We start from the raw sequence: 21,195 nt of genomic DNA, 5'->3' as shown, positions 1-21,195 counted from the left end.
TGTTAATACAACAAAGGGCGCTTATGTAAAATGTTAAATGTTTAAAAGCTATCTGTATAACACTTATATACCCTAGATAGTTTTGATTAATTTTATAATTTTAACATCAGACCAGCGATGCCACCACCATAGAACGTATTTCTCGTGCGATCTCTTCCCCAAGTTTTCCAACGGGTGCCTGCCCCAGAAATAGTGTCCTCATCCCGTTCAGCATAATTGAAACTTGGCGCTACAAATATAGACAAGGCTTCGGTTAATTTATAGGCCGGTATAATACGGAAAGAAGACTGGTGATTATCCAACAATTTAAATTTTTCTGTCAGATGATTACGTGTCGTGATCTCTGTGCGAAGCACAAACTTGGACGTATTCAGCAGAACTGCCCCTAAACCTGCTTCAAAAGCATATTTAGAAGGTCCATCATCAACAAGCGCTGCACCGACAGATAATACACTATAAAGTACCCTGCCACCGGAGCGAAATTGAAGTCCAAGGTACCGATTCTCGTCTATTGCCAACGAAAGGCTTTTTTCTCCGTTTTTGATTAGATTTAATAGACCGATCGGGTAATCACTACTATCAGCAATATTAACAATTCCGGCCAGTTGAAATCCCTTTACTTTTTTTGCTTTATTGGCAATACCCGCAATTTGAATACCCACATCCGCGCTACTATTGTTTAATACACCAGCTAATTGGGTTGTTCCAGCAGCATCCACTGCGGTATTAGCAACCCCGGCAACCTGTATGCCCCGTACCGTGTCAGCCTTATTCAATATCCCGCCAATCTGAACACCCTTAACCGTGCCAAAAACTCGATTACCTACCCCCGCTAACTGTACTCCACTTACATCGCCGCCTACGGTATTAAATACCCCCGCCACCTGAAACCCCTGCATATTATATTGGTTGATATTAAATACTCCTCCGAGCTCAACACCTTTCACCCCAGCAGTTGCTCCACCAATGATATTTAATGAAAACTTATTGACAATCTGCGACCGAATAAAGCCGTGTGAGCTTAATCCAGGCGTCATAGAAATTTGATAAGGACTATACAGAAACATACCACCGAGGTTCATGCTCTGTATCTGTTGGGCAGGAGATAGGAATATTCGGCCAAAAAAAGACTTATAAAGGCCTTGATCTTCTTCATAGCCTTCAAAATACCCATATTCACGTTTCCTTTTGTCACCGGTCTTAGCTTCAATAGGAAAAATAACCATCACGCTGGTATCCCGAAACATTTCCTTGCTCACATTAACCGCGATCAGATCACTCCTTTTCTTGACATCTAATTCAAAATAACCATCTTTGTCCGTTAATGTCGATATTAAGGCACTTCGGTCAAAAATACTGGCATTGGAAATCGGATTATTGGTTCGGATATTTTTGATATATCCCGTGATCACAACCTTGTCTTTCCTCGGAGTCTGTACCTCAAAATCAACCGACATCCGTTGTGGCGTATATTGAACAATAATATGTTTGCCTAATTCTTTGAAGCTATACTCTTTACCCAAAATTCCATCGAGGTAATCGTATAGATTTCCCTTATAGGCCTTGGGGTAAATGACACTGTCCATCTGTAAGATATTTCCGTTAAAGGAAAAGAGTACATCCTGCCGCTCTTTAAGTAACTGAAAGACTTCGCCGACGGTAGTTTTTGAGAAAGCAGGCATTTGAATTTCCGCAGCGAGCTTTTGCTGCGCTAGCCCCCATTGAAAGGAGCATAGCAGTGAAAATAGGATATAAAACCTGATTCGCTTTGTTAAAAATAGGATCATGAAGCTATCTGTACAATTTTGTTTCGAAAACATGTTATCGCTTTTTATTATTTGTTAAGTGGATTTCTTTGCCCTCTACTTGAACGCTTAAGTCTAAACTCTTGGCAATTACACGGATGATTTCAGCCAGACTATTTTGTTCGAATTTTGCTGTCAAAATGAGTGTCCGATCAGCGGGGTCATCGATAATAATCTTATAGTCATAGGCACGGCTCAGCAATTCAACCACTCGTTGCAAAGGCGTATTTTCAAAATTGAACTCGCGATCTACATAGTATTTATAATATTTATCCTGAACAGGCCTCCTTTCAACTTTCATCGTATCTGTATCTCTAACCGTAAGCATCTGATCCGGCCGTAGGAAAATCTCTTTATCTGCATAAGCCACTTTGACCAACCCCGTGGCGACGATGATTTCCGTTGCATTGGGAATGCGACGCACATTAAAACTTGTCCCCACTACTGTTATATTTGTATTACCTGTCGCGATCACAAAAGGATGCTTTTTATCTTTTTGCACTTGAAAAAACACTTCTCCTTTTTTTATTTCTACATTTCTATTTTTATTACTCCACGTACTGGAATAGGCCAGTTCAGTATTCTTATTGAGCGTGACTATAGATCCGTCAGGCAATGCGTCCTGACGTACGACGTCTTGGCTCACAAGGTGCATTTCCTTCCGCTGTGAACGGTCAAACACATAGAATCCCACCATGCAGACCAGCAAAATGCTCGCCGCAGCCCACCAGTTCCATTGCATCACTTTTGTTTTCTTTTTGGGGATTTCAGTAGATTCCGATGCTCTTCTGTCCCTAACAATTTTAAAATCCATCCAAGCCTTATCCACATCCACTTCTGGAACCTCCAGGGGTTTAGGCAAGCTATCCCATAACTTTTTCATTTGCAAATATGCCTCCCTATTATTAGCGTCTTTTTTTAACCATTCCTCTACGATCATACGCTCAGTTTCATTCGTTTCCCCGACCATATATCTTTCTAGTAATTCCTTATTCATAGCATATAGATAAGATAGAAATACGTTTTTCACTTTTAGGTATTCCGCTATGTTGTCAGGATCTTCCTTCAACCAACGCTGTACCAGATTATTTTCTACTTCATTGGTTTCCCCAATGATATATCTTTCCAGTAATTCCTTATTCATAACAGATAGATAAGATAGAAAATAATCAATGTCAAATAATCCATAAGTTCGACACGTAAGTGACGCAAAGCCTTGCTCATGTGCCCTTCTACTGTTTTTATGGACAGATCCAATGTAGTTGCAATATCTTTGTATTTCATTTCCTGAAAACGGCTCAATTCGAATACAGTCCTGCTTTTTTCGGGCAGTTCAGCCAAGGCAACCCTTAATTTATTATCCAGGTCCTTGCTGCTTTCGTCTACAGCCGGCTCCCACTCCTGCCGATGCTGTTCATAAGACTGATATCTAAACTTACGTTGTTCCTTCTTAAGGACGTTCATGCTCTCATTATAAATAGCACGATATAGGTATGCTTTCAGCGAAGTATGGATCTGCTCTTCCCAGTCTTTCTCCCATAATCGCAGAAATACTTGCTGTACGACCTCTTCGGCCCCATCACTATCCCCTAGATATCTAAAAGCATAACGATGTAATTCCTTGTAATGCGCTCGAAAAAGCTGCTCGAAATTCTTTTCTTTATTTTCCGACATTGGTTAACTCTACCATATTGATTAAACAATCTACTTTATTACTAAGACAACACAAGTAGTGATTACCCTTATTATTTTTTTATTTTTTTTCTTCTATAAAATAACCGTCTATTAAACAACGCTATATATGATTGCATCCCTTGTGTATTAAGCAGCATTGGCCGATTTGTCCTGTCACCTTATAAATTGCGAAGATGATCCCTCTTCCGAGATTGGAACTAAAGTTAATTATCTAAAAATAGAAAAATGTTTTTTTTCTAAGGGTAGACTGATTTTCCGTTGTCATAACATAAAAGTGCATTGGAAAATAGATAATAAAAATAGTATTAAACATGAAAACAACATTCAAAGTGGCCTTATTGGCATTGACAGTCTTGGGAATAACAGGTACGGCACGAGCACAGGAAGTGACCTATGGTATACAGGTAGGAAGCAACTACCACATGACATCATTTGGAAACAATTCTGTCAAAGACAATAATGGTAAAGTAGGCGTGTCTGTCGCCGTATTTGCACGTGTCGGGGATCGTCTCTTCTTCCAACCCGGCATTGGAGCCAGTTTATTGCGAAAGGAGTATACTTTTGAAAACACACAGAAGACCCCTAAATTTTATCAGGTCAATCTTCCCCTACAGCTTGGCTATAAATTTTTAGAAAACGGCGATTTCAGCCTTCGCGGTTTATTAGGACCACAATTAAACTATGATCTAAAAACCGTCAAATCCAGTGCTGTTACAGATTATAAGAAATTCTCTCTTGACGGCAGAGCTGGAATTGGCATAGACGTCAGTCGCTTTACCGTAGATGCTTACTACAGTCATGGATTTACGAGCGTGGACAAAACTTTAGACGCCAAGAACAAAACAGTTGGCATTATGGTCGGCTACAAATTCTAACGCGGACTCCTTCAAAAAACAAAAGTACCTTCCCTAAGGATTGAATATTTGAGAAGGCATGCAGGGGGAACCCGAATAAAATTAAAAAAAATGGGATGTCAAAAAAGTCGGACATCCCATTTTTTTTAATTAGATTTTATTTTTTGTCAATAATTATTATTTTAGCGCTACCAAAAAATTATTCTTTACAAAACGAAGGATTATCCTGTCCATTCGTATTGGAATAATTCGGGATGTAGCGTAGCCCGGTATCGCGCCAGCATGGGGTGCTGGAGGTCGTCGGTTCAAATCCGGCCATCCCGACGGAAAAATAAAAGCCACTTCATTGTTGAAATTGAAGTGGCTTTTATTTTTTAAACAATGCTCACATTTGATTAAAACATGCGTTGATCTTGTTCAAAATAAATTCTTCGAATGAGCTCCGGCCAATATGCGATTAAGTCATCCTTTTTGATTTGATCCAGTAACCTGTCACTCTGTTCGCCGGTTGCCAGTATATTTTTCGTTTCAGTAGCGGGTACTATACCCACTCGTTGTGCAGCGAGCTGCCGGAGCAGATATTCATACTTGTTTCTGGTTTCCCTATGCAGGCTTAAGTGTTGCAAAAAACTTGTTTCGGCGCTACTATTTCCTATTTGTTTTTGGAGAAAAGCAGCAAGCCAATCGGCCAAAATTTCATTCTTTTCATCCCCATAGGGCTCCCCAACGCCTAGATGGAGTGGCCAAGCTCTGGATTCTTCTACTTTCAGACTTGCTTCCTTATACTTTTGCTGCCGCAGATACAGATAAGCCAGCATTAATTTGGTCTGTACATAGTAGTTATGCCCCTCGGTTGCCCCTTCAAAAGGAAGGATTTTAACCTTTTTCAATTCAGCTTCAGCACGTACATATTCCTGATTCAACAATAGCGTCCGCACATGTGCCAAAGTCAAGATATAATTCCTTGGAAATGCCCGGCGATAGTTTCCACTAACCCGAAGCGCCTGTTCATACCGTTTCCCATGATTTAACAACGCTACTAAACGAAGTCCATACCGCCATTGATGCGGCTCGGTGGTGGTTGCTCGTTGCATATCCGCAATGGCCAAATCAATCTGCTTATCTCCCTCCAGACTTGATTTCAGGGCAAAGTAGGCTCCAAAATCCGTTGGTTCGTTCTCTACAATAGCCAATAGCTGTTGAGCCTTTTGGCCTTGATTTCGAAAACGATAAAGTAACGCTTGCAAATAAGCTACTTTCCAGCTTTTGAGCCGCTCTGCGGCCCACTCAAACACCGGCTCACTTTCCTCACGAAACGGAAACACAAAGGCAGGGTTGCTTGCTACCGCTCGTGTTAGGTAACTCTGGCTCAGTATAGGATCATTTTTGGTCAGCCAGGCGAGCCACAATAGCATCTCCGTCTGCGGATCGCTTCCATGAAGGACGGCAGCCGCACGCTTATATTCGTGTAAGTCAGCATACCAGATCGCCAATTCAAAACATTTTTCAGCAGCAAATTCCTGCTTCGATAACACCTCATTTTTCTCCTCAAATTGAATAAAAGTATTGAACGGATCATATCGAGCAATCCGTTGATACGAAGCAGTGTCCATCGGAATTCCTTTTCGCTTTTGAATGAGCAGCTGCAATTGCAGTGCATCTATATTTAAAGCATTCGACAGTATTGCTTTTTCGGCATAGGCGAGTGCCGGTTCATCCTGTTTGATCCGATAGTGATGTTTGGCAAGCTGCAGATACGCTGGGCTACGCCACACCGGATCCAACGATGCCACTTCAAAACCATCCAATGCATCCTGTACTTTCCCCAGCTTGATGGCCGCCAGACCATAATAATAATTTGCCGGGGCGTAATAAGTATCCGTTGCCAGCGCCTGGCGTGCATAAGCATAACACGCTTTATAATCCATTTTGAACCACGCTAGCTTTGCCCTTTCCAACAGGAGGTCCAATTTGGGAACTTGCTTTTCCGTCAAACCGTTTAACAGTGCTTCCGCTGCTCCATATTGCCTAAACCGGAGGAGATCACGAGCTTGAAATAGTTTTGTTTGATTACTATCCGGGGGTGACTCTTTGATCAATTCCATTGGCCGATCTAGCGCCTTTCCACTTTCATCCTGCCGTAAATCGAAATAATCCGGCCCCATTTTGAGATAATAGGGTATATCGTCATTTTTCAATTCCAGAGCGACTTGTTTCACTTCCCCTACTTGGGCAACTAAAAAACTGGCTCCCAACATCATTCCATTACTATCGAGCGCAAAGATACTGTCCTTTATAGGCCGCTTGGGGTCAACCGTTAACAGTAGTGTTTTTGCTTCTTGCTTCACCTGTAGCGCAGCAGATAGTTGAAAACCTTTCGGCTGCCCTATTCCCGCAAACGGCATCCAATACTCTGTCCATGAATCACTCTGATAAGGCGCAAATCCGATTTGTTTGAATGGTGTTAAACTGCTCGATGACACATTTTGATTGAATAGCCGACCACTCTGAATCTCCACATACTGACCACTCTGATCGGTCAGCAACTTTTCCCAGATCTGTCCGTCCCCTGCCTGTGACCATAGAAATATTTTTTTACCCAATTTATCTTCACGTAAGGCATATCGGGCTATGCCATAATCGCGATCCTTATAATATACACCAAAGGCCCTACTATGTGCACCTAGCACATGGTATGACTTCGAACTACCAAACGCATTTTCACGATAATGAGACAGATCGCGTCCCTTCGCATCAATTGGCCACGGATGGGCATCCCCATCGTGACCGATATAGCGGTTTCCCGGATACAAAAACTTCAGATCTTCACCAGCAGCTACCCCCAGATTCATCCAGGTATAGTATGGTTGCTCCACAGCACTGGTATTGGACCAGAAAGAACGTGTAGAGAAATAACCTTTGTCTTTTTCCAACCGAATTTCCAAAGTCCAGTTGCTCCGGCTCAACAGATCAAAAGCATGGATAAAGCAACTTGCACTACCATCAGCGTGATTCTGCAGCAGGTAATCCACGGGAGTGGATGTATTCGGTGTATGGCCGATGATACCATAATTTGCCTCAATACCACCACTTGTCCAAGGCCCCCGCATGGCAATATCTCTGAATTTCACCACGCCGTTGTTATAAATGTAATCCCGTTTACCTATCTTATCGTAAGCAGACCAGATCTTACCGCCTATTTCAGGCATAATCTGGACTCGGATATAATCATTTTCCAGGACGACAGTCTTCCACTCCTTTTCAATAGCGGTATCTGTAAAACCATCAAATCGAAAATAAGGATATAGCTTTTGCACCGATGCGATCGGGTCGGGATCCGAAAACGGATAGGTTATATACTGTTTTTTCCTTTCAGAGACTTTGGTGGGGCTTTGAGCCAACACAGTCAGCATAGCATGCCCCAAGACCAATAACACAAGCCATTTTTTCATTGAATACCTATTTTATCCATTAATCAACGAGCTATCGAAAATTTTCGACCACCATTCCCCCTCTCCTCCGATTTAGTCTACAACAGCTCGAATTTATTTACATGCGAATTGTTCTATTGTTCTATTAACAAAATAATTCCTTTATTCTTCGCAATAGAAATCTTATCGCCTGGCGTATATGCGGTTCCCGGCTGAAAATTGGCTATCGTCGGAATCGAGAATTTTGCCTTTTTGGGATCAATGCTTAGTTTAACCCAGTCAATCGCCAGCATCACATCAACGTCAGTATCTGCCCAGCTGGCTATAGCGACCATCGCTTTTCCAGGTTTGGCATAAACAGTTGTCAATACCTTTTCGTTATCCGCTTTTACCGGAACATTTGGAGACCAATAGCCGATCATATTGCTTCCCTTGATACCGAAGTTGTCCCATGTTTTCCATAAATCCTTTGGAGTCAACTTCTGATAGGGCATCCGATTGGTCATCCCGTAGATCATTCCACGCCAGGGATTACCGCCATCCTGAAGCATTTCACCCATCAATCCAAAAGGGATACCGCTCACTTCGGTCAGAAAGAAATCAGGCTGATTGTTTTCATAGTCAAAATATTCTCCAAACCATAATCTATTGATATAAGGAAAATGTTCAAGGTAAAGATTCGCACTATTGTTAAAGCCGTCGCTTTTGTTATACTGGTTCGCAGAGTGCAAATCTATGAGACCCGATTTTCCATTTTTGGTCAATACCCGCTTAATGCGTTTCATTGTTACCCGATCGAATGCAACATCATCCAGATAGATTCCATCGATGCCAATGTGGTCGACCAGCCAGTTCATGCCCTCCACATAATAGTTGTGCCATCTATTCATGCCGCTATTAATAATTGCGGCATCTTTAAATTCCGGAACATACCAGGCGGCGATGTAATTTTTCCCCAGATGCTCCTGCAACCAAGAGTAACCACCACCTTTACCTGATGAAAACACTTCATTCCCCAAGCTCCTTAAAGGGTAGAGTTCGTAAACTCGATTGGATACTTCGCGTACGGTATTATAAATCTTCACCTTCAATCCGGCCTGATGCGCCTGATCTATATATTGCTTCATCTCTTTGGTCGCAATAAATGGATAATTGATATAGGGATTGATCACGTTGGCATGATGGATATTGATGACATTCGACCCGCTGGCAACGACCGAATCCACGGGTTTATAAGCGTGATAGTAACGTTCATTCCACTGCGCCTCGGTATTGATCGGATGGAATGGCGTAATCAATAGATTAAAATTATAATAGAGTACCGTTCCCTTTTCTAACTGGCGTTCGCCACTATAGCTGTTGACCAAAACCGATTTCCCTTTGAGACCAATGTCTATCCCACCTTTGTTATCATTGCCCCAGGAGGTTGGCAGCACCAATGGTTTTTGAAGATAGAAGTTTGTATTTAGCGGTCGTGAATAATGCTCATCGCGAAGGGAAAACTGAAGTCCTGCATTTACGGCACCGATCCAGCCCCCATCCTGATTCTTATTGGCAACATCCCATTTCCAGACAAGCTGTTCTGGTCTTTTGCCTCCCTTCTGTCCCAGTCCCATAAAGTAGTTTGCCTTGTCAGGCATGACTGGGATATGCATATTGATATCTTTTAAGGCAATATCATTTAAAGCCGTTAGCTTAACCACATAATGTAGATACCCGTCAAATTCGAGCCGTCCTTCTACTTCCATAGTAAGGTCGGCCGATTCATTTTTCGCCATCCAACGATACTCACCTTCATTTTTCTCTTTAAATTGAACACCCGTAGCCTTTAACTGTATCTCCTTTCCGTCTGCAGCACGATAGAAATGAAAATGTACAGGTTCATACAATAATGCATTGGGCTGTGTTGAGATGGATGTCACTTCAGGCGTAAAAAATGTACTAATCTGTTTAGGCAGGCCACTTGGACTCAGTTTAACTTCACGTCCTAAGAGTTGTAATGTAGAATCAGCTGTCAATGCAATTGGCGTATACGGAGCTATAACTGTATTCTTTTGTGCCAATGTTGAATTAAGCCATGGCAAACGCGTCATTTTCCAGGGCTGGTCGGCACTGGAGGTTCCATTAGCATTTTCAGCTACTTGAAATACCAGCCTAACCTTCTTAGCCGTAGCATTGTTCGGCTTTACGGTCACTATTCCGAAGTAAGTTCCCTCCGGAATATTTTCAGGCACTTGCATGCCACACCACAACGCCTGTATCTTATTCAAAGGTACATTCACTGTTAAATGCATCGCTTCTCCCGTATAATCTGTGCCCTGTGTGTTTAAACAGCTCAAGCTATTGGCTGCAATAACGGTTCCGTCATCGGACTTAAAATCTGAAAATGACACTTGAATCGCTTTTAGATCTTGTTTGGGCGACCACAATCCCAATTGAAAAGCATAATATTCACCTTTTTGTGCCTTGCCCTCCAATTGACTCCGAACTTTCGCTTTTGTCATCCACAGCTGTGGGAGGTCATCTTCCATTTTGATCGGAAACTCCCGTCCTTCGGGAAAAATGAAATAATCTTCTTTTACATGGCGATTTAAAAAATTTTTGATTTCCACTTTAGTTGCCAATACCTCCATAGGGTCATTGCCATTGTACTGATCCACGGCATCAAACCGTTCGACAGTGACACCTTTGGAAGTTATGACGGTATTTTTTGTCGCTTGCGCCGCATTGGGTGCACTATTTTTCAGATAGATTGCATCAGGGTAATTACGGCTCCGCCCCCCCATCTTATAGGGCAAGTAGTAGACATAATATATCCCCCTGCCGGAAGTCGGCTGAAAGCGTATGCCACCAGATTCAGCATTCATCCACAAATAATTGCTAGGCGCAATTTGCTTACTGCTGGTACTGTCCACGATAATTACCTGTTGGTTTGCGCCCACCCATCGGTTGCGCCAGGGAATAACTACCTGAATCTCTTTTTGATCCGAGTTTACCTTCAGTACTGCGCGATGGTTTCCCAGCTGATCAGCATCCCATTTTTGCTTTTCAGGCGGACAGGCCAGCTGTGCCCCAACTGTGTTTACGATCAAAGATACGGCGAGTATTGTTGCCAGCTTAAAATAGGTTATAGTTTTTTTCATCAGCATATAAATTAGGAATCTGCATTGATTTTAATTAGTTTTTTCGGTATTTACTCCAAATTTCCGCGGGGACATATACCGCCCGGTATGGTATAAAATAAGCATTCAGTTCCCACAATACCTGCCCTTTTTTATCGGTAATGAGCACAGAGCCCGTCTTGGAACTTGTTTGCAGCAAGTTACCATTGTCTAACGCATAAGCACTTCCCATTCTGGCCGTAAATTGCTTTTTGGGAATAGGGGCTGCGTAAACCATGGAAGCCGTTTTATTTTTTTGGTCGAGCTTAAAGGCTATAGCGCGAGACTGTTTATTGGCTGTGGTACTATCCCGGGGCGAAAAATCACCATTGTCAAACAATAAGAGCTCACCTGTTTTGGTGATATGCGGTGCATGCTGAAAATAAAACAGCTCATTATCCTTCAATTTAAAATCTCCATCCTTTCCCAGTTTCCAGAGGATATCACCTGTTTTCGCATCAATTTTCCACACCTGATTTTCAATAGGTGAAGAAGTCAAATAGTTACTGTCCCTATCAAAAGAAATCGTATTAAAATGGAATCTATCGTGCTTCAAGCTATCCAGCTTTTTATCATTCTGGATATCCCATTTTGTCCAAGGAGACCATTTTTTCAACACATTTCCCTTGGTATCCATCGTTAAGATCGCATCTCCCCAAAGGGTATCTCTGGGGTGCCTAGGCCTATCGTCTATTCTAAAATCCCGGACGATACCAACAATATTATGTTGTTGATCCATCTGTACATCGTGATGCATAACGATCCCTTTTTTGTCGAGGTCTATTCGGGTAAGTTCTTTCCCTGTCAGATCAATCTCAACCAATACGGTCCCCCCTACAAATCCGATCCGTCCACTACGCAGGTAATAACTGGCATTGGTGGATTTCTTATTCGGCTGATTGGGTTTATTGAATTCATCTTTGCTCGCAGGAGCTAGCAAAGCCAAAATTGTTCCCCTAGGCGTCAAAGAAGCTAAGCGTACCCCCAGTTTCTCATCCTGCCAATACCATCGGATCGTTCCCTTCCCATCCACCATGGCCATATAACCTGGATATCCACGGTAGCATAATAATACCAGACCATTTCCCAGTGCTTTTTCATCATGTGGATGATCAGCTTTGATCCAGTCATGTACCATCCAGGGCGATTGTGGCCTGGTTTTAAAAGACTGCTCATTGGATTTGGTGGGGATTGCCCGATCGATGACCACCCGAAATTTATACCTGCTATTGGGTTCCAACGTCAATAGGTGAAAACGATGACTGAGAGCCGATCCCGACCTGACAGTTTGTTGTACAGCTGCATCACCCTCTTTCCAGTACTCAATGTATACATCCGCGGCTTTATTGAGGCGCACATGAATATCCTCATCCAGAGGAAGATTATTTGGGGATGTCAGTTCAATCGTTTCGATTTCAATCTGGTTGGTATAATAATAGTAACCAACGGAAGCAGCCGCAATAACAGCTAGTACACTAATTGCTTTGAATAATTTCATCTGCACATTTTTTATTCGCTTTTATTATTATTTAGGCAGTCGTGATGGATTTGCCGTCGTCATTTCATGATGCAAACGGGCTTCTTCCAACGGATAAGGAAAATACCGCATCGCTTCGGTCACATTCTCTTTTAGTCCACGGCCCTTAAGATAAGCATTACTCACCTTTTCATATCGGCCCAATCGAATCAGATCTTGGCGCCTTTTATATTCAAAGACCAGCTCAAAACCGCGTTCATCGACCAATGCATCAATCATGCTTTCCTTGCTTGCCGGAACTGGAAAATTAGGATGCTCCCCATATGCTGGCGCACCAGCCCGCTCACGTATTTCGTTAATGTAAGGTAGTGCCGCGGCAGGCCCGTTCAGGGCATTTTCGATTTCTGCTTTGCACAGAATAACATCCGCTAAACGAAATACCTGAATGGTCCGTCCATCGAGATAGGAATTATTGATCATGCCGTAAGAATATTTTTTCGTAGCGACATTTTGCAAAAATTTAACCGTATCGCTAGGCGGAGTCGTTTGTCCTTTGGCAGGTAACATATAAAAGAATCCATGCTTAGTATTCTTGTCTCTTGCTGCCTTGCCTTCATAATTGTAATAAAAGAACTGCTTACGGGGATCTAAATCACTATATTTCCGCCAAAAATCGAGCGAAACACCATAATATTGCCAACGGTCAGGTACCTCCCGATTATCGGTTGGTCCAAAATGGTTTGTAATCTCCCCGCCATTTAAAGTAGGTTCATGTAAGACACCAAAGATCAAGCCCATATCCATTTTATTTTCGTCAGACCACTCTTTCTTGAAGTCAGGATTTAATTTATATATCCCTTTTTCCCGTAATTCCAGTACCTGATCAATGTAGATCTTTGCCTTTTCATAGCTATGAGAACGCATATACATCTTACCCATCAAGGTAAGCGCAGCTCCTTTTGTCGCACGCCCTATATCAGCCGCCCATAGTTCAGGAAGGTTATCTATCGCATATTGACAATCTTCCGCGATCTGCATGTCGATTTTTTCCACTGTAGCCAAAGGTTCATTATAGCTTTCCGTAGGATTTTTTACGGTTGTAATTAGCGGTACTGGCCCCCACGCATCCGTTAGATCCATATAAGATAATGCTCTCAGAAATCGAGCCTGTGCAATAATCTCCTTCTTACGATCCTCCGGAATCGTTACATTTTCAATACGGTCGATCAGCATATTGGCATTACTGATGACCTGATACATATTCTGGTAGTTGAACTTAAAATATCGGTTATTGTCATCGTACGTAAAATTGCTCATCCGAGTGGGATCTCCGGCGGCAGTCGAAAATCCGATGTCAGTCGCATAATCTGTAATCATCACCAGATATCCTGCATAATAGAGATAAGCATCACCGGGATAAGGCGATAAACTGGTGTATATACCAGTCAAAGCCGCATTAATATCACTTTCTGTCGAATAGGCATTTTTGGTGGTTAGATCGCTGTACAATTTTGGTTCAAGCTTGGTACAGCTTTGCAAAGTTCCGGTAAGAATAGACGCTAGTCCGGCTAGCCCTAGTATATATTTAAAATTACTTTTAATGGTCTTCATGTCATTTAAAATTAAGGTATTACCTGTTAAAATGTGGCACTTACGCCAAAAGTGAATGAACGCATGGACGGATAGGAATTAAAATCCAGTCCCACCCCGGCATTGGCACTTTGGTTGTTTCCAGCTCTATTTTTGACCAAGGCATCATTTTCATATCCTTTCGTATCTACTTCTGGATCCCAGCCCGAGTAATTGCTGATGGTAAACAAATTTTCCGCCATACCATACATACGTATCGATTGAATCGCCTTAGTTTTCAATGGAATTGTATAACCCAATGTCAAATTCCGTAGACGTAAGAAAGAAGCATTTTCAATAAAGTGATCGTTAATATAGCCGCCATAGTTCATGTAGTAGAATCCATTTCGTGGAATATCTGTATTGGTATTGGTCGGCGTCCAGCGATTTAATGCTTCGATACCACGCTTCCATTCGATGTTCATACGCGTCATATTAAGCAGATCATTGCCGATATTTCCATAGACAAAAGCCGTCAAATCAAACTGTTTATAGGTAAATGAATTGGTCATACCGAAATTCAATTTAGGATAGCCTCGCCCGATAATTGTGCGGTCGGCCGAGTTGATCGTACCATCCCCATTGACATCGGCAAATTTCGGATCTCCAGGTTTTGAATTGGGCTGAGGTGCATAGTTTTCTCCCTGCTGGATAACACCTAGATATTTATAACCGAACAAAGAACCCAACGATTCGCCCACACGGATTACAGAATACGCTTCTTCCGAGACATTTCCCATCGGTTTTGAAGATGTCAATAGCTGTTCAGGCTCACCGCCAAGACTGGATACTTTATTGCGGTTCATGGCAAGATTTAATTTTGTTTCCCAGGTAAATTCCCCCACCATATTCTTGCTCGTTACGGAAAACTCGATTCCTTTATTGTTCATAGAACCCAAGTTACGCTGCCCAGAAGTATATCCCGTATAGTAAGGTAAAATACTCCTAATTAGCAAGTCATTTGTTTTTTTGTAATAGGCATCCAAGGTAAATGCCAATCTATTTTTAAAGAATGAAAAATCAATCCCGGCATTATACTGGGTAGTCGACTCCCATTTCAGTTTGTCATTTTCAGGATAAGTCGGATTTTGTTTTACACCACCGGCATTGTTGATACCATCAAAAGTATAATGCCCATTATCCATCAATCCATAGGAAGCATAATCGGCCACCCTATCGTTTCCGGTCTGTCCATAACCCAATCTGAATTTTAGGTCCGAAAACAACTGTTGTTCCTGCATAAAATCCTCGTTGTTTATTTTCCACGCAAATGCTGCGGAAGGAAAAGTTCCCCAACGATGATTCGGACTAAAACGGGAAGAACCGTCCCGACGTAAGGTTGCCGTCAACAGGTATTTATCATCATAGGTGTAATTCACGCGACCAAAAAAAGAGATCACAAGGTTCTCTGATTTCGCAGAGTTGACCCCAGTAATACTTGAGGCCATTCCCAGATTATTGTATTCCAATAAGTCTGTCGAAAAACCTTTAACGTTTATGCCCTTGTTGTTACGCACATATTTCTCATAGGAATATCCCCCCATCACATTCAGACTATGCTTTTCATTAAACACCTTAGCATAAGTCGCATAAAAATCAATCAGATTATGTGTTTCGTTGTAATCTGCCTGACTGGCGACACCGTCATCAATACCACCTTGATAAGAATCTCTAGTCAGATAACTACCCAACTGGTCATGAGTGATCTCCGTTCCGGCACTCATACGTAAAGTCAACTCCTTGATCGGATTGACCTCAACAAAGATATTACCGTTTAACTTATCCCTTTGTACGTCGTTGATTCTAGAGATCAGGTTGGCCAAAGGATTGTCACCCTGCCCGCCCGGAGGTCTTCCAAAGCTGCCATCCGCATTATAAACCGGCACCGTAGGATCATAGGTCAATATGCTGTACAGTACGTTCGAATTCAGGATATTGCCATCATAAAGCTGCATATTGGATTTTTCACGTTGAGCAGATATGGTTGCGCCTGTTCGGATAAAGTCATTTACTTTTTGGTCCACGTTGATACGACCAGATATCCGATTAAAATCGGTTGTCTTCAGAACACCTTTTTGATCAAAGTATCCTAAGCTTGTCAATACCTTTGTCTTCTCGCCACCGCCCGAGAACTGTAAATTGTGATTTTGCAGAACGCTGTTGCGCATGGTCTCTTTAACCCAATCGGTATTGACATCGGATTCGAGCTGCGATTTGGTGTACACCGCATATTCCTGATTTTCCTGTCCTTCAATTTCCTTATACAGTGCATTTGCAAGGTTCATATACTGCTTACCATCCAAGAAAGTGAAGGGATTGATCGGGTTTTGTGTCCCCACGTAACCACTGTAAGTGATGTTATTTTGATCAGTTTTGCCACGTTTCGTTGTAATAATAATAACACCGTTGGCTCCCCTAGATCCGTAGATTGCTGTTGCAGATGCATCTTTGAGAATGTCCATGGAAGCAATATCTTCCGGATTAATGTTTATCCCGTTATTTGTTGGAAATCCATCGATGACATATAGGGGATCATTGCTGCCACTAATGGAATTGGTACCACGGATCCGTATTGATGTACTTCCTCCCGGAGCTTTGGAATTTTGTGTCACCACCACCCCCGATGCTTTACCTTGCAGCGCCTGTCCGACATTACTCACAGCCCCACCTTTTGTTAGTTCATTACTAGACAGCGAAGCGATGGCACCGGTCAGATCACTTTTTTTCTGTTTACCATATCCGATCACCACCACATCCTCCAATTGATTGACCTGATCTTCCAAAATAATGGATAAGGTCGTCGCTCCCGAGGCAGATACCTGTACATTTTTTTCTACATAAGTCTGATAACCAATATAGGAAAAAGTCAATTCATAGCCTTTAGCATTCGGGACTTCCGCAAATCGAAAACTTCCGTCAGCTGCACTGGAACCGCTTGTCGAAAAATTGCTTCCTGCATTTTTCAGGACAATGCTGACTCCAGCCAGGCGCTGACCCGCAGCGTTCTTGACGACACCATTAATCGTTCCAGCCAGACATTGAAAAGACATCAATGTAAGCAGAAGCAAAACAAAAAATGGTTTCTTGGTTAAGTTGAGTTCTACCATAATTCTATTTTTTAGGTTTGAGTATATATGTATGCTGTTGTTTTTCCAACTTAAAGGGGTTCACTTCAACAATCAATTGCAAGATGGATTCGGCCAATAGTGTTTTATCCTGCATATCCATGGCTGTATTTTTCCGAAAACGACCTTTTAAACGATAGTTCCTGACCAGCAATGAATCATAGGATACAGGCATGTCAAGTTCATGATTGATATATTGAATGATCTCTGAGAGGGAGGTCTCGTCCATTTGCAACCAGTTCGTCGATTGATGTATCGTTGACGGATAGGTATATGTACTCATTTTCGCGACAACGATTGCTGGCTCTGGAGCAGGTTTCTTATCGTTAGCATAGCGTTGTTGACCGAAATTAGAGCGGATCAAAGGTGAAGACGGCGTAAAATAAATCTGCTGCCCGGGATTTAGAATCTTAGCAACGCCATGATCCGTAGAGGCCACGCGTACCTTTCCTTCAAACAATTGGACAATAACCTGTGCTGACCTGCTGTTATAGTCAACTGTAAATTGGGTCCCCAATGCAGTTGTCAACAATTGATTGCTTTGTACAACAAAAGGTTTAGAAGGATCCTTTGCAACGTCAAATCGGACCTTTCCTTCCAATACCTTAACTTGTCTGAGATCCATATCTGCTTTGATCTGAACCTGTACAAGTGCGCCGGGTTCAAGAAAAAGGTGGGATTCATCGGCTGTAATTACTTCTTTTGTCCTCAGGGATGGATTATAATAAAGTGCTTTGATCACGCTTCCTGATGTCAGTTGGGCCTGCTGACCACCCGGAAGCTGAAGCAGGTTTGAGCAAACAAACAGTAGTCCAAACACAAGAACTATAAGCAGGGTCTTTAACAAAAAATCCCCCCCTTGTTTATTGTTTTTTTCCCGGGAAATATAAGACATCCAATCCTCCTCCGAGATTAGGTCATCCAATAGTTTCGGATTCTCGTTGAGCCAGGAGAATACAAGCTTAGCCTCCTCCGCTGAACATTGATTTGCCAGGAATTTATTTAATAATTGCTTACGATTCATAACAGTTACTGCCCAGTTGTGAACAGGTATTTAACTGTAATACGAACAAAGGCTATCGTATCCCCTAAAGCAATCTGAAAAATTTTTTAATGAATTTTAGACCGATGCTGATGTGGTTCTCCACGGTCTTAGGCGAAATGGACAATTTGACGGCAATTTCTTTGTAGCTCAACTCTTCAAATTTATGCAGATAAAAGACCTGCTGGCGCATAAAGGGCATTTGAGCGATCAGTCCCTTTACATACTCTAGCTCATCTTTGTAAGCGATCCTGCGCTCCATATCCTCATACTGACTCAAGACAAAAGGTTTCTCAAAATCGATATACTTTCTGTTCAGAGCTCGACGTCGGAGCTCATCTATCAATTTGGTACGTGCAATCTGAAATAGTTGTGTGCTAAATAGCAACTGCTGATTTGATTCATTCTTACGTTCCCAAACGATCAGGAATGTTTGCTGGACAACATCCTCCGCAAGATCCGAACACTGTGTTTTCTGGTATAAGAAATAATATAATTTCCTATACCAATAACGATAAGCTAAAAAAAACTCTTTTTCGTTCGTAGGTGCCCGCTGTAGGATTTCATTAATCATAATCTACATTTAGATAGTCTTACTTCCTTACAATCATATTCATACAATCATTGTATCGGAAACTTGGCCCTTGATGGTTTCTTAAGTTTCATCCATCAACTCACCAATCCTTTTTGGCTAGTTATCTACAACTAAAGTGACTATTTTTTATCAAAAAAACAAGATAATATTTTCTCCTTCAAGAGGTAAGACCAGAAAACTTCAAAAGATCACATTCAATTTGGCAAATTACACAATGATCTGAGATCGTATTGATGATTTCAGATGCCGAAGAAAAAATAAATATAGATATCCTAAACATATTTATTGATAAAGCTGAATAAATATTTTTTTAGTATTAATTTTCTACCCAAATAAAAGTAATAATAAAACATATAAACTGTTTTACAATACATATAGATAGCTTAGACAAACTGAGTCCGTGTATTACAGTCTTTCGGCATTGATTCGAGTCCGCTCCGTACCTGCTATACCCCCTCTTCGTCCCATAGCGCAGGTAAGTGCGGGATAAGACCCTGTTGCTTAAATCGTGAGTCCGTGTCTGACTCGGACTCATCACGGACTCAGTACGGACTCATGTCGTTCTCATAACGAAGCGGAGGCGACTATGTCCCGACGGAGCCCTAACGATAACCCGACGGAATACCGAACCAGACCATGGTGAGCCATTCATCTGTCTATCTAAAGAAAAAAGGTATTTAGATGATAGGGGGAAATTCCTAAAATCTAAATACCTTCGATATAAAATCAGTCAAGCTGCATTTTTTGCTATAGCTTGAGCGATTCTTTGTTAATAACCTGGATTTTGCTTCAGGTTGGGGTTAACTGCTATCTGTTGACTCGGAATAGGGTATAACAAAGTTTTTGGGTCCGGATCTGCAGCCTTTTCTTGCCAAGCCAGTAAAAACTTACCAAATCGAATTAAATCTTGTCTACGCCAACCTTCCCAGTACAATTCGCGAGCGCGTTCATCCAACAGGTTGTCCAGTGTCAGGGCCGTAAAATTAGCCACACCACGATTTTTCCGAATACCATTGACCAAATCCAGTGCCTCACCAGCTGTCCCGGTGCCCCCTCTTAAAATCGCTTCAGCCTGCATCAATAACACATCCGAATAACGAAAAACCACCCAGTCATTATTACGCTGTCCAGTAACAGCGTAATCGAAAGCATATTTCATAGGTCGAATACCCGCAGTCTCTAAAGTTGCTCCAGAAGTACGAATTGTTACCTCCCGTGTAAAAGACAGTGGCGCTGTTGAAGGGTTTCGGGCCATTAATGGTTTATTTGTACTCCAATTGTATTGTTGTCCAGCAAAGAAACCCACATTCTGACGTTCGAATTTTTTTGTTTTGTTTGAGGTGGTATCCGCAGCGTACTCGTAGTAAATTCCTCTGCGTTCATCAGCAGCACTGAATTTATCGTAGTAATCTGATAGTGTACACCAACCATTCCAGCCTCCCGGATTCATATTATAATGGGCAATGGTATTCCAGGTCCGATCCACATTTCCACCTCTTTCGCCATTTTTGTTGAATAAAGTGTAAATATTCTCTGTTGACTTTTCATCGTTATCCGGGGCAAAATTGTCAAAATATTTCCCTTTCGCAGATACGCTATAAGCTCCGCTTGCAGCAATTTCTTTGGCTAAAGTAATTACTTTATTCATGTCATCAGCAGCAAAAGCAGGTGTTTGCCTATTCAAAAATGCGCCTTTATTCAAGTAGATTTTCATCAGCAAAGTCTTTGCAGCGTTCCGATTAGCGACATAAGCTGCTTTTGGACCATTTGCTGGCAAACTATTTAATATTTCATTGAGCTCTTTGACCATATAATCAATAGCTGCTTGCGGTTGTAATACTTCTGGTGCTATCCTAAAATCATCAAAAGATTCTCCTTCACGCATAGGCACCACACCATATAGATCCAGCATATCAAACATGGTTAGTGCACGAATAAATCGGGCTTCTGCAGCTTGCTGCGCATTGGGCTTGTACTGTAAAACGTTAGATGCATTATAAATTGCAGTTCCCAAACTCACAAAGGTATTGTTCATATAGCCATTATCTGCATTCCAAGTATGCAGGTGAATCGCCCGATGCATTCCGTTATCGTCCCAGTCACCACCCCGTGTAGGTGCCATAGCAGCATCCGTGGATATTTCTTGCATCACCCAGCGTTGCTCCTGTTGATAAGGTGTGTTCAACGAGTTATACGCGGTAACCAAAAGGCTGCCCGGATCAACATTTGACGTTCCTTCTTCCAATTCTCCCTTAAACTCCTCTTTCAGTTTAGTACAGGAATAGGTACTCGCCACAACTGAGCCTATTACTCCGATATATAATAAAGTTCTTAATTTCATCTGTCTCATATTTTATTATCCAATGATATCTACTTATCGT

The 21,195-nt window shown here is 41.9% G+C and carries 12 protein-coding genes and 1 tRNA gene; 2 read left to right on the top strand and 11 right to left on the bottom strand.

Going from position 1 to position 21,195, the window contains the following annotated elements:
* Positions 1-92: 92 nt before the first annotated feature.
* From HMAT_RS24875 to HMAT_RS24865, 3 genes are read right to left on the bottom strand one after another with little or no spacing between them, the layout of a single operon-like run.
* On the bottom strand, positions 93-1,820 hold the full coding sequence (locus HMAT_RS24875; protein WP_158656135.1) for a hypothetical protein: 1,728 nt from the start codon (positions 1,818-1,820) through the stop codon (positions 93-95).
* Between the two features lies 1 nt (position 1,821).
* Entirely contained in the window at positions 1,822-2,949 is a 1,128-nt protein-coding gene (locus HMAT_RS24870; RefSeq protein WP_104385531.1) for a FecR family protein, read from the bottom strand.
* A complete protein-coding gene (locus HMAT_RS24865) occupies positions 2,946-3,479 on the bottom strand; it encodes an RNA polymerase sigma-70 factor (RefSeq protein WP_104385530.1) in 534 nt (177 codons plus the stop codon). Before HMAT_RS24865 ends, HMAT_RS24870 begins: the two co-directional genes overlap by 4 nt.
* A 332-nt stretch (positions 3,480-3,811) precedes the next feature.
* Between HMAT_RS24865 and HMAT_RS24860 the strand changes: the two genes are divergently transcribed.
* Positions 3,812-4,375 carry a porin family protein gene (locus HMAT_RS24860; protein ID WP_233789582.1) on the top strand — a complete coding sequence of 188 codons (564 nt, stop codon included), beginning with the start codon at positions 3,812-3,814 and terminating at the stop codon, positions 4,373-4,375.
* A gap of 229 nt (positions 4,376-4,604) precedes the next feature.
* Positions 4,605-4,678, top strand: a tRNA-Pro gene (locus HMAT_RS24855).
* Positions 4,679-4,749: 71 nt separating this feature from the next.
* Here the strand turns inward: HMAT_RS24855 and HMAT_RS24850 are convergent.
* The 8 genes from HMAT_RS24850 to HMAT_RS24815 all read right to left on the bottom strand — a co-directional run bounded on the left by HMAT_RS24850 (position 4,750) and on the right by HMAT_RS24815 (position 21,155).
* The gene (locus HMAT_RS24850; RefSeq protein ID WP_104385528.1) at positions 4,750-7,806 is read right to left on the bottom strand and encodes a DUF5107 domain-containing protein; all 3,057 of its coding nucleotides are present in this window, start codon (positions 7,804-7,806) and stop codon (positions 4,750-4,752) included.
* A 113-nt stretch (positions 7,807-7,919) separates the two neighbouring features.
* Entirely contained in the window at positions 7,920-10,928 is a 3,009-nt protein-coding gene (locus HMAT_RS24845) for a glycoside hydrolase domain-containing protein (protein ID WP_199768761.1), read from the bottom strand.
* A gap of 34 nt (positions 10,929-10,962) precedes the next feature.
* Complete coding sequence (locus HMAT_RS24840; RefSeq protein WP_104385527.1) at positions 10,963-12,444, bottom strand: aryl-sulfate sulfotransferase; 1,482 nt, start codon at positions 12,442-12,444, stop codon at positions 10,963-10,965.
* Between the two features lie 27 nt (positions 12,445-12,471).
* Positions 12,472-14,034, bottom strand: a complete 1,563-nt coding sequence (locus HMAT_RS24835; RefSeq protein WP_199768760.1) for a RagB/SusD family nutrient uptake outer membrane protein — start codon at positions 14,032-14,034, stop codon at positions 12,472-12,474.
* 26 nt (positions 14,035-14,060) lie between these two features.
* Positions 14,061-17,159: a TonB-dependent receptor gene (locus tag HMAT_RS24830; protein WP_104385526.1), complete on the bottom strand. Its 3,099-nt coding sequence runs from the start codon at positions 17,157-17,159 to the stop codon at positions 14,061-14,063.
* A gap of 4 nt (positions 17,160-17,163) precedes the next feature.
* A complete protein-coding gene (locus HMAT_RS24825; protein ID WP_104385525.1) occupies positions 17,164-18,201 on the bottom strand; it encodes a FecR family protein in 1,038 nt (345 codons plus the stop codon).
* A 64-nt stretch (positions 18,202-18,265) separates the two neighbouring features.
* Positions 18,266-18,793, bottom strand: a complete 528-nt coding sequence (locus tag HMAT_RS24820; protein ID WP_104385524.1) for an RNA polymerase sigma factor — start codon at positions 18,791-18,793, stop codon at positions 18,266-18,268.
* 790 nt (positions 18,794-19,583) lie between these two features.
* Positions 19,584-21,155 (bottom strand): RagB/SusD family nutrient uptake outer membrane protein, encoded by a 1,572-nt coding sequence (locus HMAT_RS24815; RefSeq protein ID WP_104385523.1) that lies wholly within the window; start codon positions 21,153-21,155, stop codon positions 19,584-19,586.
* Between the last annotated feature and the right edge of the window lie 40 nt (positions 21,156-21,195).

The organism is Sphingobacterium sp. HMA12 (assembly GCF_002933815.1).
Taxonomy (GTDB): Bacteria; Bacteroidota; Bacteroidia; order Sphingobacteriales; family Sphingobacteriaceae; genus Sphingobacterium.
Note: the sequence above shows the minus strand (reverse complement) of the source record. Positions and strands in the feature narration are given on the sequence as shown.

Coding starts and splice junctions, on each gene's coding strand:
- HMAT_RS24870 (WP_104385531.1), bottom strand. CDS start 2,949: ATGAATAAGGAATTACTGGAAAGATATATCATTGGGGAAACCAATGAA.
- HMAT_RS24850 (WP_104385528.1), bottom strand. CDS start 7,806: ATGAAAAAATGGCTTGTGTTATTGGTCTTGGGGCATGCTATGCTGACT.
- HMAT_RS24845 (WP_199768761.1), bottom strand. CDS start 10,928: ATGAAAAAAACTATAACCTATTTTAAGCTGGCAACAATACTCGCCGTA.
- HMAT_RS24840 (WP_104385527.1), bottom strand. CDS start 12,444: ATGAAATTATTCAAAGCAATTAGTGTACTAGCTGTTATTGCGGCTGCT.
- HMAT_RS24860 (WP_233789582.1), top strand. CDS start 3,812: ATGAAAACAACATTCAAAGTGGCCTTATTGGCATTGACAGTCTTGGGA.
- HMAT_RS24835 (WP_199768760.1), bottom strand. CDS start 14,034: ATGAAGACCATTAAAAGTAATTTTAAATATATACTAGGGCTAGCCGGA.
- HMAT_RS24825 (WP_104385525.1), bottom strand. CDS start 18,201: ATGAATCGTAAGCAATTATTAAATAAATTCCTGGCAAATCAATGTTCA.
- HMAT_RS24820 (WP_104385524.1), bottom strand. CDS start 18,793: ATGATTAATGAAATCCTACAGCGGGCACCTACGAACGAAAAAGAGTTT.
- HMAT_RS24830 (WP_104385526.1), bottom strand. CDS start 17,159: ATGGTAGAACTCAACTTAACCAAGAAACCATTTTTTGTTTTGCTTCTG.
- HMAT_RS24815 (WP_104385523.1), bottom strand. CDS start 21,155: ATGAAATTAAGAACTTTATTATATATCGGAGTAATAGGCTCAGTTGTG.
- HMAT_RS24875 (WP_158656135.1), bottom strand. CDS start 1,820: ATGTTTTCGAAACAAAATTGTACAGATAGCTTCATGATCCTATTTTTA.
- HMAT_RS24865 (WP_104385530.1), bottom strand. CDS start 3,479: ATGTCGGAAAATAAAGAAAAGAATTTCGAGCAGCTTTTTCGAGCGCAT.